Origin of the sequence: Nocardia asteroides (assembly GCA_019930625.1) — a bacterium.
GTDB lineage: Bacteria > Actinomycetota > Actinomycetes > Mycobacteriales > Mycobacteriaceae > Nocardia > Nocardia sputi.
On the sequence record CP082844.1, the window covers coordinates 5496716 to 5511015 of the forward strand.

Annotated in this window: 13 protein-coding genes and 2 pseudogenes; 9 read left to right on the forward strand and 6 right to left on the reverse strand. The window is 66.6% G+C overall.

The features are described 5' to 3' along the window. The first annotated feature begins 56 nt into the window (after positions 1-56). The gene (locus K8O92_25025; GenBank protein UAK31090.1) at positions 57-1187 is read left to right on the forward strand and encodes an alpha/beta fold hydrolase; all 1131 of its coding nucleotides are present in this window, start codon (positions 57-59) and stop codon (positions 1185-1187) included. A gap of 18 nt (positions 1188-1205) precedes the next feature. Here K8O92_25025 and K8O92_25030 read toward each other — a convergent pair whose 3' ends face one another. Further along, the gene (locus tag K8O92_25030) at positions 1206-1391 is read right to left on the reverse strand and encodes a hypothetical protein (protein ID UAK31091.1); all 186 of its coding nucleotides are present in this window, start codon (positions 1389-1391) and stop codon (positions 1206-1208) included. A 59-nt stretch (positions 1392-1450) separates the two neighbouring features. On the opposite strand from K8O92_25030, the pseudogene K8O92_25035 reads away from it, so the two are divergent. Then, positions 1451-1702: pseudogene (locus K8O92_25035) on the forward strand (class A beta-lactamase-related serine hydrolase). 108 nt (positions 1703-1810) lie between these two features. Here K8O92_25035 and K8O92_25040 read toward each other — a convergent pair. Next, positions 1811-3115: a cytochrome P450 gene (locus K8O92_25040; protein UAK31092.1), complete on the reverse strand. Its 1305-nt coding sequence runs from the start codon at positions 3113-3115 to the stop codon at positions 1811-1813. A gap of 430 nt (positions 3116-3545) precedes the next feature. Further along, entirely contained in the window at positions 3546-6326 is a 2781-nt protein-coding gene (locus K8O92_25045) for a tetratricopeptide repeat protein (GenBank protein UAK31093.1), read from the reverse strand. A gap of 143 nt (positions 6327-6469) precedes the next feature. Between K8O92_25045 and K8O92_25050 the strand changes: the two genes are divergently transcribed. From K8O92_25050 to K8O92_25060, 3 genes are read left to right on the forward strand one after another with little or no spacing between them, the layout of a single operon-like run. Beyond that, a complete protein-coding gene (locus K8O92_25050; protein UAK31094.1) occupies positions 6470-6616 on the forward strand; it encodes a hypothetical protein in 147 nt (48 codons plus the stop codon). Beyond that, positions 6613-6912, forward strand: a complete 300-nt coding sequence (locus K8O92_25055; protein ID UAK31095.1) for a hypothetical protein — start codon at positions 6613-6615, stop codon at positions 6910-6912. The genes K8O92_25050 and K8O92_25055 overlap by 4 nt, the downstream gene beginning before the upstream one ends. Positions 6913-6920: 8 nt before the next feature. Beyond that, the gene (locus K8O92_25060; GenBank protein UAK31096.1) at positions 6921-7754 is read left to right on the forward strand and encodes a hypothetical protein; all 834 of its coding nucleotides are present in this window, start codon (positions 6921-6923) and stop codon (positions 7752-7754) included. A 149-nt stretch (positions 7755-7903) separates the two neighbouring features. Here K8O92_25060 and K8O92_25065 read toward each other — a convergent pair. Continuing rightward, positions 7904-8485, reverse strand: a pseudogene (locus tag K8O92_25065) (TetR family transcriptional regulator). On the opposite strand from K8O92_25065, the gene K8O92_25070 reads away from it, so the two are divergent. Next, the gene (locus K8O92_25070) at positions 8459-8800 is read left to right on the forward strand and encodes a hypothetical protein (GenBank protein UAK31097.1); all 342 of its coding nucleotides are present in this window, start codon (positions 8459-8461) and stop codon (positions 8798-8800) included. The pseudogene K8O92_25065 and the gene K8O92_25070 overlap by 27 nt on opposite strands. A gap of 245 nt (positions 8801-9045) precedes the next feature. Here the strand turns inward: K8O92_25070 and K8O92_25075 are convergent, their stop codons facing one another. After that, positions 9046-10152 (reverse strand): class II histone deacetylase, encoded by a 1107-nt coding sequence (locus tag K8O92_25075; protein ID UAK31098.1) that lies wholly within the window; start codon positions 10150-10152, stop codon positions 9046-9048. A 262-nt stretch (positions 10153-10414) separates the two neighbouring features. Between K8O92_25075 and K8O92_25080 the strand changes: the two genes are divergently transcribed. Both K8O92_25080 and K8O92_25085 read left to right on the forward strand, forming a co-directional pair. After that, on the forward strand, positions 10415-11251 hold the full coding sequence (locus K8O92_25080; GenBank protein UAK31099.1) for a glutamate ABC transporter substrate-binding protein: 837 nt from the start codon (positions 10415-10417) through the stop codon (positions 11249-11251). A gap of 328 nt (positions 11252-11579) precedes the next feature. Beyond that, positions 11580-12797, forward strand: coding sequence for an FAD-dependent oxidoreductase (locus K8O92_25085; protein ID UAK35931.1), 1218 nt, complete (start codon positions 11580-11582; stop codon positions 12795-12797). A gap of 365 nt (positions 12798-13162) precedes the next feature. On the opposite strand, the gene K8O92_25090 is transcribed toward K8O92_25085, so the two are convergent. Then, positions 13163-13396: a hypothetical protein gene (locus K8O92_25090; GenBank protein UAK36103.1), complete on the reverse strand. Its 234-nt coding sequence runs from the start codon at positions 13394-13396 to the stop codon at positions 13163-13165. Between K8O92_25090 and K8O92_25095 the strand changes: the two genes are divergently transcribed. Continuing rightward, positions 13375-14034 carry a fasciclin domain-containing protein gene (locus tag K8O92_25095; protein ID UAK31100.1) on the forward strand — a complete coding sequence of 220 codons (660 nt, stop codon included), beginning with the start codon at positions 13375-13377 and terminating at the stop codon, positions 14032-14034. The genes K8O92_25090 and K8O92_25095 overlap by 22 nt on opposite strands. Positions 14035-14300: the final 266 nt, after the last annotated feature.

Consider the following 14300-nt stretch of genomic DNA (forward strand, 5'->3'; position numbering starts at 1 on the left):
TCGGACGAATAACGCTGGCGTACAAGCAATCCGAAACTTGACGCATAATCCTCGGCATGGATGAGATGCGGATCATCACCGAGGACGGCGTCGGACTGCATGTCGAACTCGACGGAGACCCGGCCGGTCCGCACACCCTCCTCTTCGTCAACGGTATCAATACCGGCTTGATCTATTGGGGCCATCAGCGCGCGACTCTCGCCGACCTGGGCCGCATCGTGCTGTTCGACCACCGTGGGCACGGCCGCTCCGACGAACCGGTGACCGGCCGTGCGACGGTCGCGCAGCTAGGGCGTGATATCGGAACGGTCATCGACACTATCGCATCCGAGCGTCCGGTAGTGATCGTCGCGCACTCACTGGGAGGGATGGCGGTGTCCGCCTTGGCCGAACAGCGTCCAGAGCTGTTCGGACGCCAGGTGGCCGGAGTAGCACTCCTGGACTGTGTTGCGCGAGGATGGGGTGGAATCGCCTTGCGCCTACCTGATTTCGTTGTCGGTCCGGTGGTGCGGATGCTCTGGTGGGGGATACCCCCGCTGCGTCGCCTGCTCACCGACACCAGCGAACGCCGACACCCCGAACTCGCCGGAGGCCGGACTGCGCCGAGCAGGCGCACGCCATTCGTCTCGCTACGCCGGGCCCGCAGGCTGATTGCTTCCCTGCGAACGATGACGTTGCTGTCATTGCTGGCCGATGTGTCGACCTGTGACCACAGCGCCGGCCTCTCGGCTCTCGGGCGCGCACAGGTCCTGGTCATCGCGGGCGCCGAAGACCGTATGATTCCTCTGCGACACAAGGTGCGCGCCGCCGCCCGGATACCCGGTGCCGAGCTGGTGATCGTGGCCGATGCCGGTCACCTCAGCTCGATCGTCAAACCAGACTGCGTCGATGGGCACCTGCGCGCCTTCATCAGCGCACTACCAGCCCCGCACGTACAGGTGAATAGATCCGCCGCCGCGCCGCCCACATCACGATCGTCCTCGTCGGCTACCCCGCGGCCATCTGCCTCGACAGTGGCCGCAGCACCCATCCGCTCTGGGCGGCCGACGCCAGCTATCTGCGGGCCGAAACCGGCCAACTCAACACCGTCATGGCCGCCGAAGCCGCCGAACACACCACATTCGTCAGCCTGGACGCCTCGACGCGAGGGCACGACGCCTGCGCCACGCCCGGCGAACGATGGGTGACCGGCCTGATTGCCATGATCATCGACGCACCGACGCCTTCGCATCCCAACGCAGCCAACCACGTTCGATCCGGCACTCGCGCTGGGCGAAGACCGTCGCCGCGATGTCGCCCGCAAGACCCGTGACGGGTTGGAAGCCGCGGCCCACCCGCGGCCGCGAGGGCAGGCGGCCGCGGGTGGGCGCCGCGCGATTCCGGCTCGTCACGCTGAGGGACAGTCGCGGCGCTAGATCGCCCGCGGGGTCGGGGGGCTGGCTGTCGCCACCAAGTCTGGCCGCACCGCGTCACTGCCGGATTCCCCTACCGCAGTGTGTCGGTCGCAGGTAAAACCGGAACAATCGGGGTCATCCGCAACGAGGTAGCGGTCGTCGAATTTCCCGGCGAGCACCCCGTCGCGGTCGCGATATTCACCCGGGCCGCCCGCGCGGACCCGCACCTGCCTGTTGTCGACGCCGCCATCGCCGAATCCGCCCGCATCGCCGTCACAGAACTGCGCCTTCCCTTACCGGGAGGGTGACGTCACGACTCCGCGCTCGCGACCTGGGGCACTGGCCGCCGCCGTGCTGAACGTGCTGCCGCCCGCCCGGGCAGCTCCCACACCACCGACCTGCGTGAGTTCAACGAGTCAGCCAATGGGCTGGTGGCTGCGGACGCGTGGACCGGTGTGTGCGGGAAGGCGTTCGTAACCGTGCAGGGTGAACAGCGGCCTCCGGGTAGGCGGATCGGTCAATCGCAGGTTCGGAAACGCCTCGAACAGCGCGCGCAGGGCATGCGTCGCTTCCATACGGGCCAGAGCGGCGCCCAGGCACACGTGGGCACCGCTGCCGAAGGACAGATGATTCTTGGCGTTGTCCCGGGTGATGTCGAAACGGGCCGGGTCGGTGAACACGGCGGGGTCGCGGTTCGCGCCGGCCAGCGACAGCACCACGGTCGACCTCTCGCGCAACCGGACACCACCGATCTCCAGCGCTGTCCGCGTGGTGCGAGCGGTGGTCTGCACCGGCGGATCGATCCGGAGGATCTCCTCCACCGCATTGGGCCAGAGTTCCGGCGCGGCGCGCAACCGGTCCACCTGCTCGGGGTGACGGAGCAGCCAGATGATGCCCTTGCCGATCAGGTTGACCGTGGTCTCGAAGCCTGCGGCCATCAGCAGGGTCGCCGACGCGCACAGTTCGTAGGTGGACAGTTCGCCTGCGGTGACCAGGCTGCTGAGGATATCGTCGCCGGGTTCGGCGCGGAGTCGCTCGACGTGCTCGATGAGATACCGGTGCACTCGCTCCGAGGACTCCATCGCCCGCTGGTGCGTCTGCCAGGAGATCCCGAGGTCGAGCAACGGACTGATGTCGTCACCCCAGCGCAAGAACATCTCGCGGTCGGAGTCCGGGAAGCCGAGCATCTCGGAGATGATGGCGATGGGCACCTGCGCCGCGTACCGCGCCACCAGGTCGGCGGGGCCGTCGTCGGGGAGGGCAGCGAGCAGTTCCTCGGTGACCGTCTCGATCCTGTCACGCAGTCGGGCGACGGCCCGCGGGGTGAATGCTGCGGTGACCGGTTTGCGCATCCGCGTGTGCTCGGACTGGTCGATCACCAGCATCGACGGCGGGTCCACCGGATTCGGTGGGAGGGGCCGATGCTCCAGCGCGCTCAGCACGGGCTGCGGGATACCGAATACGGTCGGTATCCCGACACCGAAACGGTTGTCGCGCAGGATTTCCCGGACCATATCGTGATCGAAGGTGATCCATACCGGAAGGGCACGGTGTAACCCACCCTCCCCGCGCATCTCCTCGATCAGACCGTACGGATTCTCGATACCCTCCGCGCTGCCGATCAACCGAGCGAACAGATCACCACGACGGAGCAGTATCGTATTGAACAGGCGGATCAACCCGTGATTGTTGACCCACCGATACACGTAATGCGGTTTCATCGAGCCCCTCCATCATCGAACCGTCGCGCCTCTTGGGCGTAACGAATATCACAGATCTCGCGGAACCCGACGGAGTGGCATCTCGAAACCTACCGTGGTAGAGGATGCGGCCTTCGGAGCGTGCGTGTCTCCAGGCGCCGATCCCACAGTGTGGGATCGGGAGATCGGGATTGGTCACCTGCATCAGCTGCGCCCCGGCCGACCAGATCAGGGTGTTCTCCATGAAATCGCCGGGACACAAGTGGGTCCAGGCCGAGCCACTGTCCTCGACAGCCGTGCAGACGCCGCAAAGGCGATCGCGGTGCGGTCGCTGGTCGTGGGAAGGAGCCGACACCCGCGCGGCGGATCATACGGTGCGCGGCCGGAAGCGCACCGGGTTCATCCTGTTCGAGTTTCGCAGGTGGCCTCAGATGTAAGTTCGGTATATCGACTACCGGCCCACACCGGCGTCGAGGAGCTTGGTTTCGACCTCGACGGCGTCAGGGTGGGCCAGCGGTTCGAGGACATCGAGCGCTCGGGTCCATGCTTCGAACGCTCCGGAATGGTCACCCGCCGCCTGCAATGCATCGCCGAGGTGGTTGAGGCTCTTCGCCTCCAGGTAAGGGCTGTCCAGTTCGCGGAACAGGACGAGCGAGTCGCGGTAGCACCGCGCGGCCTCGGTGTACTGGCCGAGATTGTGGTGTGCGCGCCCGAGGCAGTGGAGGTTGTGGGCGGTGCCGTCTCGGTCTCCGATCCGGTCCAGTAGTGGTTTCGCCTCGATGCAGTGGGCGAGGGCTTGCGCGTGGTGGCCTGCGTTGCCGTGGCACCAGCCGATGGCGGTGAGGGTGAACGCCTCCCAAACGTGGTCGCTCGCCTCGCGAAACAGCCGCAGCGCGTGGCGGGCATGCAGCAGTGCCCTCGTGTGGCGCTGGCCCAGGTCGTAGGCCGAGCTGAGGGAGAAATGGGTGATGGCCATACCGGTGGTGTCGCCGAGGCGCATGTAGAGGCCGAGGGCGCTTTGCAGGTGCTCGAGAGCCTCGTCCTGATTGCCCAACAGGATTTCGGCTCTGCCGAGGAGGTGGTGACAAGAGGCCCGGGCGTCGTCGTCGCACAGGCGGTCGGCGGCTGCGAGTGCCGTGCGCTGCGACTCGGCGCGGTGCGCCAGATATCCTCGCCTGCTCAGGTACGTGCTGTGCACCCAGGGCAACTGCCATGCGTGCACGTCCAGGCCTGCGCGGACTGCCTCAGCCGTCGCGGCCAGCAGCGTGTCGTGCTCAGCGGTGAGCCATTCCATGGCCTGGTGGTAGTTCGTGATGGGCAGGTGCGGGACGTGGTCCTGCGCTGCGGTGGGTTCGATCGGTGGCCAGTGCGGTGCCAGATGCCGTTCGGCGGCGAACCCGGTGTGCAGGTAGAAGTCGAGGCATCGTCGCAGTGCCATTCTCCGGTCGTGCTCGGTGTCCTCCAGCTCGGCCAGTTCCGCCGCATACGCGCGGAGCAGGTCGTGCGAGCGGAAGCGGCCGGGGCGGTGCTCGTCCACGAGGTGCGTCCGCGTCAGCTCGTGCAACAGCGTGCGGGTGTGCGACAGGTCGATCCCGGCGAGCGAAGCCGCGGCGAACCGGTCCGAGTCGGGGCCGGGGTGCAGGCTCAGCAGCCGGAACAACCGGGCCGCTTCGGGACTCAGCGTGCGGTAGGACCAGCAGAACACCGCTCGCACGCCCGACGTTGTGTCGTCTGTCTCCAGCGCGTCCAGCCGCGCTCGCTCGTCACGCAGTTCACCGGCGAGCGCGCTCAGCGGGAACGCCGGGTTGCTCACGCCGCGGCCCGCCACCACAGCCAGGGCCAATGGAAGTCGTGCGGCGTGCGCGACGAGCCGTGCCACCGCGTCGGGTTCGGCGGCAACCCGGTCGGGTCCCAATCGCCTGGTGAGAAGCGACACGGCTTCGGTCTCGTCGAGCACGGTCAAGGGAACGGGCACCGCCCCCTCATGGGCGACCAAGCCGGAAGACCGGTCCCGACTGGTGATCACCGTGAGGCAGTTCGCCTCGCCGGGGAGCAGAGGTCTGACCTGTTCGGCGTCGTAGGCGTTGTCCAGCACCACGAGCACTCGTCGGCCCGCCAGCAGGCTGCGGTACAGCGCGGCCCGCGCGTCCAGACCGGCCGAGATCTGCTCTGGCTGCACGCCGAGTGCTTCCAGGAAACCTTGCAACACATCCGTCGGAGGCAACGGGTTGCCCACTCGGTCGAAACCGCGCAGGTTCGCGTAGAGCTGTCCGTCCGGGAATCTCCAGGCCTCGCGGTGCGCCCAGTGCAGCACCAACGACGTCTTGCCCGCCCCGCCGGTCCCCGTCACCACGACGATGCCCGCGGCGGCGTTCAGTGCGTCCTGGAGCAGACCGAGTTCGCGAGTACGGGAGACGAACCACGGGGACGGTGCCGGTAACTGCCGCGGCACCGGCTCCCAGACCTCCACCGTTCGCCGTTCGGCGGGAGGAGGCGGTACCTCCGAGGCGAGCATCTGCTGGTGCAGACGTCGCAGTTGATCGCCGGGTTCGACGCCTATCTCCGCCACGAGCCGGGTACGAAACGTGCGGTACCGCGTCAATGCCTCTGTCCGGCGTCCGCATCGGTACAGGGCGAGCATGTGCTGACCGGCGAGCCGCTCGTCGAACGGGTTCGCCGCCGTCGCGGTCGTCAGCTCGGTCAGCAGTTCGGTGTGCATCCCGAGGTTCAGTGCGACGTCGTAACGCTGAATCTCGGCGGTGAACCGCTCTTCCCGCAGTCGGTCGCGCACCGACGCCAGCCACGGGCTGTCCAGCCGGTCGAAGGGCACGCCTCGCCACATTCGAAGGGCACGGTCGAACAGGGCCAGCGCTCGCCGTCCTTCCGCCGCTCCGCGAGCCTGTCCGAGAAGGCTGTGGAACAGGTGCATGTCGACGGTTTCGGTGTCGATGTGCAGCACATACCCGCCGTCCCGGCGAGCGATGTCGAATCCCGCGACGTCGTCCTCCAGCACGGCCCTGAGCCGAGACAGGTAGCTGTAGAGCGTATGTCGAGCCCGTACGGGAGGATGCTCACCCCAGACACGGTCGACGAGCTGGTCGGCGGTCACGATCCGACCTGCCTCGACGAGCAGGATGGCGAGCACGGTCCGCCGGCGAGCGTGCCCGATGTCGAGATCCCGTCCGTCGACCTGGACGCGAACGTCGCCGAGCACGGCGAACTCGACCCCCACAACATTCTCCTGACTCCGTCAAGTACCCGTCTCACCTGCTGATTCAAGGTTAGTGCAAGGTGCGTACAGGACTCGTCGCCCAAAGTAGTAGTCCCGAGGCCGGCGCTCGTGCCGGCTCCAGCACAGCGCACTGGAGGGTGACGATGGACGAGGTGCTCGGCGCCGGTGGCGGTAAAGGGCTGGGATACGAACCCGATCCGCACCGACGGACCATAGCGACCTTCGCGGTAATCGGTGGCGTCCTCGCGCTGGTGCCGCTGCTGCTTACGTGCGTGGTGATGTGTTCATGAAGGGGGGGACCATCGAGGGCAATGTGTACGGCAATGTGGTCATGTGGGAGGGCGCGACCATCACAGGCGATGTTCACGGCGACGTCGTCCAGCTCGGCCCGGCGAATTCGATCGACGGTGACGTCGGCCAGCTCAGTTCGGCGGGCGCGAATTCGATGAACGGTGATGTCGGCCAGCTCAGCTCGGCCGGCGCGAATTCGATTGGCGGTAGCGTGCAAGGCAAGGTAGTCCAAGCAAGACGTATCTCGGGCAAGATCACAATCGGCGGTCGCACGATCGATTCACCGGTCAGGTGAATGGGTCTATGGAGCGCGAACTCTATGTCACGGACCTCGGGAAGCTGCTTGGCGGCTGGACGGTCAACGTGGTCGGCACCGAACTCGGTGAGCACAGCCGTCTGCTGTGCGCCCATGGCTCCCGTAGTTCCGGTTTCTCTTCGGACAGGGTCATCAGGGCGAGCCCTGAGGATCACGCCCGGTGGTGCTCGGCGACACACCGGCTGCTGGTCGAGATCCGCGCCCTGCAGGAGCGCGAGGAAGCCGCCAGTCTCCACCTGCGTGCGCCGTTTCGGGGCGGCTTGTGGTGGCGGATCAGGTACGCGCGGCGGAACTGGTTGCTGCGCAGGGGATATGACGAGGCGAGCGTGCAACTGCGATCGGACTTCGACACCGCCCTCGCGGCCTACCGGAATTGCACCGGTGACCTCCCCGAGTACCTGGAGGAATTCGCCGAACTGGAGAAGGAACGCAAACGGCGCGAGGAGGAACAGGCCAGGCAGAAGCGAGCCGAGGCCATCGCCGACGCGTCCGGCACGGTGTGGTCCTACGAGATCAGCAAGTATTCGGGCGGACGCAGCTTCTGGATCTACCTGAGGAACCTGGACGACGGAGGCAGCGGCGAGCACACGGCGCAGGAGGTCCACGCGGCATTGACCGCGGAGCGGGCGGAACACCGATACACCCGTGTGCGCTGGGGGCAGGAGACAAAGCGCGCGTTGGAAGAGAAATACAAGACTGCGGTATCCGGGTGGGCGCGGCTCACCGGCGAAATCATCATCCCGGACCCACACGACCCGAGCAAGCCGCCGATCTGGTCGAAGTACCACGGCGGGCCGACCAGTAACTACGGCAGTTTCTGACACAAATCCACCAGCGTCACGGTTCATGGCTTCCGCTCTGCACGAAGCGTCTCGCCGAAACCCCTGCGGTCGGTATGCGGCATGAATGGGGGGTCGTGCTGCAACAGGTTTCGTGTGCCGTCCCGTGCTCCGGTTCCGGACCGGGGGTCTCACAGCTCTGCCGCGTGCGCTTCCAACACGGCTCGAATTGTTGCCGGTTCGACCGATCGGTGGGCGGGTGACGGCATTCAGGGAGAGGCCGGAGATGAGAGCGGCCAGGCGGACGGCTTCCCGGGCGGGGTCGGCGGCGCCCATCGTGGTGATCGCCTCGGCGAGCACTTGGTGCAGGTCCGAGGCCATCTGTCGCACCACGGGTGCGAATGCAGGGTTCAACCGCGAAGCGGCGATGATCTCCAGGAGAACGACGGATTCCCGATGCCTCTCCTCGTCCACGGGCACCAACTCGTCGAGTACATCGAGCAGGTGACGTTTCGCGGCCTGGCGGTCCCCGAACCGGGGGGTGCGCAGTGACGGGTGAGACGCCGCTCCATCCGGTCTCCTACCTCGGTCGCCATGGCGACGACCAGCGATTCGTGATCGGTGAAGTAGTGGCGCACCGACCCGATGTTCAGACCGGCCTCCGCGGCGACCTTCCGGAAGGTCGCCGCGCCGACACCTCCGGTGACAACGAGCCGCAGAGCGGCCTCGACGATGTGGCGCCGTCGATGTCCACGGGCTCGACCTCTGCCCAACTCCTTTCCTGGGAGATCACCGACGACTACCTCGGCGGTGGTGGCAGCCGAACCTACGACAACGCAGGCGGCTACACCGATAACTCGGACGGGCAGATCACCCACGTCACCGTCTACGAGTGGCGCCACGCCCTGAGCGATGTCATCGGCGCACTACTGCGGGCCGGACTCCACATCGAAGCAGTGGCCGAACTGCCCTACATGGATTGGCGCGGCTTCCCCGAACTCGTTGCCTGCCCACAAGGATGGGCGCTGACGGACGGGGCGCCTCGGATCCCACTGAACTTCGCCGTCACCGCCCGGCGGACGGGATGACGCCACGCTCCTGGGCCACGTAAACAGCTATCGGTGGATAGCGATGCGTGCGCATGCACCCACGGCAGGTGATGGCCGAGGCGTTCGAGCAGTCCGTTGTAGCGGCGGTCGTCGAACGCTGCTTCAACCGGCTCGAGCAATACCGGGCCATCGCCACCCGATACGACAAACAGCAACCCCCCTACGGCGGCATGCTGAACCTCGCGACCCTACTCATGTGGCTTATGAGGACACTGCTTGGCGGATCAGAGCTCGGCGACCAAGTCCGCCGCGGCTTCGATCGCCGTGGCCTCGTGCTCGAGGAGGACGTCGCCACCCTGCGTCGAGACGATCGGCGTGTACGGATCGTCCACGAATTCTTCACCGAGCAGCTCGCGCACCACCGCGAGCCCGCAGAACGGAACATAGTGCGGGCTGTAGCCACCTTCTTGCACGAAGGCGATGCGGCCCGCGCAGGTTCCGTCCGCGATCTCCAGCATCCGGCGGGTCAGGTGCTGGAAGCCGCCGCTGGTGACCATCTGCCGAGCCAGCGGATCGAGGATGCTCGCGTCGAAGCCCGACGCCACGAGGATCAGTTCGGGCGCGAAGGCGCGCAGCGCCGGCTCCACCACTCGGTCGATCGCGTGCGAATACGCGGCGTCGCCGCTGCCCGGCGGAAGCGGCACATTGATCGCGTAACCGTATCCGTCGCCCGCGCCACGCTCCTCCCGGTAACCGGACTCCGGCGGGAAGCAGAGGTGCTGGTGGATCGAGATGGTCAGCACCGAGGGATCCTCATACCAGATGTCCTGGGTGCCGTTGCCGTGGTGGACGTCCCAGTCCACCACGGCGATGCGCCGCACACCGAGAACATCTTTCGCGTAGGCGGCGGCGACGGAAACGTTGTTGAAGATGCAGAAGCCCATGCCGGTAGCACGGGTCGCGTGGTGACCCGGCGGATTGACCAGCGCATAACCATTGTCGACCGTCCCGTCGAGCACTTGCTGGACGAGCGCGATCGCGCCGCCCGCCGAAAGCGCGGCGATCTCGTACCCGCCCCTGCCGAAGGACGAGACCCCGTCGCCGGCGTCTCCGCCCTTCGGTTGCAAGCTCTCGGCCTTGATCCGCTCCAGATGTTGCACCGTGTGCACGCGCAGTATGTCGGCCTCGGTAGCGGGCACCGCCTCGATCGGATGCAACTTCTCCAACAGGCCGGACACCGCGACCAATTCATGGAATCGTCGCTTGGTATCGGGGTGCGCGAGGTGGTGGCCGATCGGCTGGAGACCGACCGTGACGTCGGACGGGAACAGGCTTCCGCTACCCGTGTCGGCCCACCCGTAGAGGGTGTTCCACACGTATCCAGTTGTCATGGTGACTCCCAGCAGTCAGCGGACCACCACACCGTCCGCTCGTTCCGAACTTGGTCTCGAGGGTGACCGGCCCCATTAGAAGCACAGCAGCGACCACTCCGCAACCGAGAAGATCGCCAGCAGTGGCGGCGTCGGCAAGCTTTCCACTGGCGGGGAGGCCATCGATAGGGGGCACCGGGAGTTTCCGGGAAACATGACGTGTCGTCAGCACCCGGCGGCCGGGCCCGGCCTGGCAGCTCAGCCTGAGAGGGAACCGAATTCGATGAGGACGCACCGAACATTTTGCCTCGCCATCGGGGCGATCGCCGTCGCCCTCGTCGCCACCGCCTGCGGTGGCGGCAGCGACACCACGACCACCGAAGACCACGTGCGCGAGGGCAAGCTGACTATCGGCATCAAGTTCGACCAGCCCGGCCTGGGCTTTCGCGAGGCGGACGGCTCGTACCAAGGCTACGACGTGGAGATCGCCAAGTATGTGGCAGGCAAGCTCGGCGTACCGCCCGGCGGCATCACCTTCAAGGAGACGCCGACGGCGCAACGCGAGGCCATGATCATGAATGGCGAGGTGGACTTCATCGTGGCCACCTACTCGATCACCGACGAACGCAAGCAGAAGGTCGACTTCGCCGGACCGTACTTCGTTGCCGGGCAGGCCCTGCTGGCGAGGAACGAGACCACCGATATCACCGGCGTCGAGTCGCTGGCCGGAAACAAGAAACTGTGCTCGGTCAAAGGCTCCACTCCCGCGCAGTATGTCAAGGACCACTACGCCAGAGACGTTCAGCTGGTCGAACTGGACAACTATTCGCAGTGCGTCCAAGCGCTACGCAGCGGTGCGGTCGACGTGGTGACCGCCGACGACATCATCCTCGCAGGGTTCGCCGGACAGGTGTCGGGCGAACTGAAGCTGGTCGGCGACGCGTTCACCACCGAGAAATACGGCATCGGCCTGAAGAAGGGCGACCAGCAGACCCGCGCCAAGATCAATGACGCGATCGAGCAGATGATCGCCGACGGCTCGTGGCACAAGGCCTTCGAGAACACGATCGGTCCGCTCCGCGACTCGACGCTGACGCCACCCGCCATCGATCGTTACTGACAGGCCCGCACGCGCGGGTGGCTCGGCGAGCCACCGAGTCCCCGCGCGGCGCAACGCCATAGACGACGCATGCACAAACGCCTAACTTCTTCGCGTAGAGACACGCCAGGAAGTCGCCTGCCAGGGGGGTATCGCTGGTCCGCTGTCGCCTGTCGCCCGCCGTCGATCCGCCCGGATCGGCGGCAAGGTGCTCCGCCCGCGCGGCTTGCCAACGCCCGATCCGGGTCAGCAGCCGGAAATCTCGGAGACTTCAGCGCCGTGAGCAGCGGCATCAACGATCACGAAGTCCGGCCGGAGTAATTAGAATGACGATGTGCAGCGCGCTGCGGTGACCGATCCTTCGCGTGTCGTGGTTCTCGGGTCCGGGTTTGCGGGTCTGTGGGCGGCGCTCGCGGCGGCGCGGCGGCTCGACGAGCTCGGTGTGGCGGTCGGAACCGTCGATGTCACGATGATCAGTTCCACTCCGTACCACGACATACGCGTGCGTGACTACGAGAGCGATCTGAGCACGGCCCGCATCCCATTGAGCGCTCTTCTGGATCCGGTCGGAATCGAGCACATCATCGGCGAAGTGACGGCGATCGATGCCGTGGCGCGGGTCGTGGAATCCACCGCGGGCGCTCACGGCTACGACCGGCTGGTGCTCGCGGTGGGCAGCCGGGTGGTCAAGCCCGATATCCCCGGCCTGCGGGAGTTCGGCTTCGACATCGACACCCATGACGCAGCGACCGGACTGCAAGCCCACCTGCGCAGGCTTGCCCAGGGCCCCGCTGACCCGGCGGCCGCGACAGTAGTCGTCGTCGGGGCAGGTTTGACGGGCATCGAAGAAGCGACTGAGCTGCCCGCGATGCTCGCCGACGCCTTCGCCCCGCGTGCCGTCGCACCGCGGGTCATCCTGGTCGACCGCAATCCGTTCGTCGGCTCGGACATGGGCGCCTCGGCGCGACCGGTCATCGAGGCGGCGCTGGCCTACACCGGGATCGAGACCAGGTTGGGCGTCGGGGTCGTCGCCATCGGTGAGCGCGGCGTGACGCTCTCCTCGGGTGAAGTGGTGACCGCTGCCACCGTCGTCTGGTGCGCCGGCATGCGGGCCAACCCGCTGACCGCGGACTTCGGCGTCGACCTTGACCGGCTGGGTCGACTCCCCGTCGACGATTATCTGCGGGTCTGCGGTGTGCCCGGGGTATTCGCCGCCGGTGACGTCGCCGCCGCACAAATGGACGACGAGCATATGTCGGTGATGTCCTGCCAGCACAGCCGCCCGATGGGCCGATGGGCCGGATACAACGTCATCGGCGATCTTCTCGGCGAGCCCATGAAGCCGTTGCGGATCTCCTGGTATGTCACGGTTCTCGATCTGGGACCGGCAGGAGCGGTGTATACCGAGGGCTGGGACCGCCACGTGGTCGCGTGCGGCAAGGCGGCTAAAGACACCAAGCGCGCCATCAACACCCGGCGTATCTATCCTCCGTTGAACCGTGACCGCGATGCATTGCTGGCCGCCGCCGCGCCCGAACTGCAGACCGCACCCGAGCACGGACACTAGTCTGCCAGGCGCTCCGCGCAGCAGGTTCCCCGGTGGCATGCGCTCCGCCACCGGATGCGATGGTCGCTACAAAAGTGTTCGGTGGGGGACAGGCCGCCAGGCCGCTTCATAGAAAGCAATCTCGACCGCGCCAGGGAGGCCATCCGACTCACTGACGATGCTTCGTCCGTTACCGAGTGCGGCCTCACCTATTTTCCCGATATGCGCCGATGTCGAACAGCAGAGAACCCATCAACGGCAGGGCATGAACCTGGACGCCGCTGGCGGGCAGAAGATGCAGCGGTGCCTTACGGCGGGGGAGCCATCGCCGCGGCGCACCACCCGAGCAGCAGGGTTCGGAGGTCGCCGGAACCGGTCAGGCAAACTCACAGCGAATTTTCAGCATCAATCGACGCAGAAACGATGCATTCGAGCGCGATCGGTGCAAGACTTCCTGAAGTGAACATCCGCTCGTGCGGCTCTCCTGCACGGGGCGCGTGAACGCGGCGGTGGCTGTTCCAGCCTGCCGCAGCGGTTGGGTACTCGCGCGCAATGACAACCACGACCGCTGCGGTCAATCCGAAGGAAGCAACCGAACATGCGAAACGCGAAACGATCACTTCTGCTGGCTACGGCCCTCACCGCCACCGTCCTGGGGGCGGCGTCCTGCGCGGATGACAACGACACATCCTCCGCGACCTCGACAACCAGTCCGGCCGCCGAGACGACGGCGACGACATCCCCGTCGACGGGAACACCCGCGTCGGCTCCCGTCGGCCCAGGCTGCGCCGCGTACGCCGAGCAGGTGCCGACTGGCCCGGGTTCGGTGACCGGCATGGCGACCGAACCCGCATCGGTCGCCGCATCGAACAACCCGATGCTCACCACGCTCGTCGCCGCGATATCCGGTCAGCTCAATCCGCAGGTGAACCTGGTGGGTACCCTCGACGGCGGACAATCCACCGTGTTCGCACCGGTCGACGCGGCCTTCGCCAAGGTCGATCCCGCGACGATCGAAACGTTGAAGACCGATTCGGCCGCGCTCACCAAGCTCCTGTCGTATCACGTGGTGCCAGGACGGGTGGGGCCGGGCGAGATCGCGGGGGACCACAAGACCGTCGAAGGTTCCACGGTCACCGTGACCGGCAACGGTGACGATCTCAAAGTGGCTGATGCCGGCGTGATCTGCGGCGGACTCCAAACCGCGAACGCCACCGTGTACATGATCGACACGGTGTTGACGCCCCCTGCGGCATGACGCAGTCGACCTCGGGCGGATCGGGCCGGTGATCAGCCGCTCGCTCCGCCCGGGTCCGCAGGATTCGGCCTGGCGCCGAGAGCGCCATCGCGCCCGGCTCGGCGAACGAGCCCGAGATGCGCAGTGCTTCCAGTCGTTCGACCAGCGCCACCTCGACAGCCCCGCGCGTTCCTGCAACTCGAGGCGCGTCAGCGGGCCTGCCGTACACAGCAGGCCGGGCACATGGCCGGGCGAGGTGCGGCTCGACGGCGGCGAAGTTACGCAGG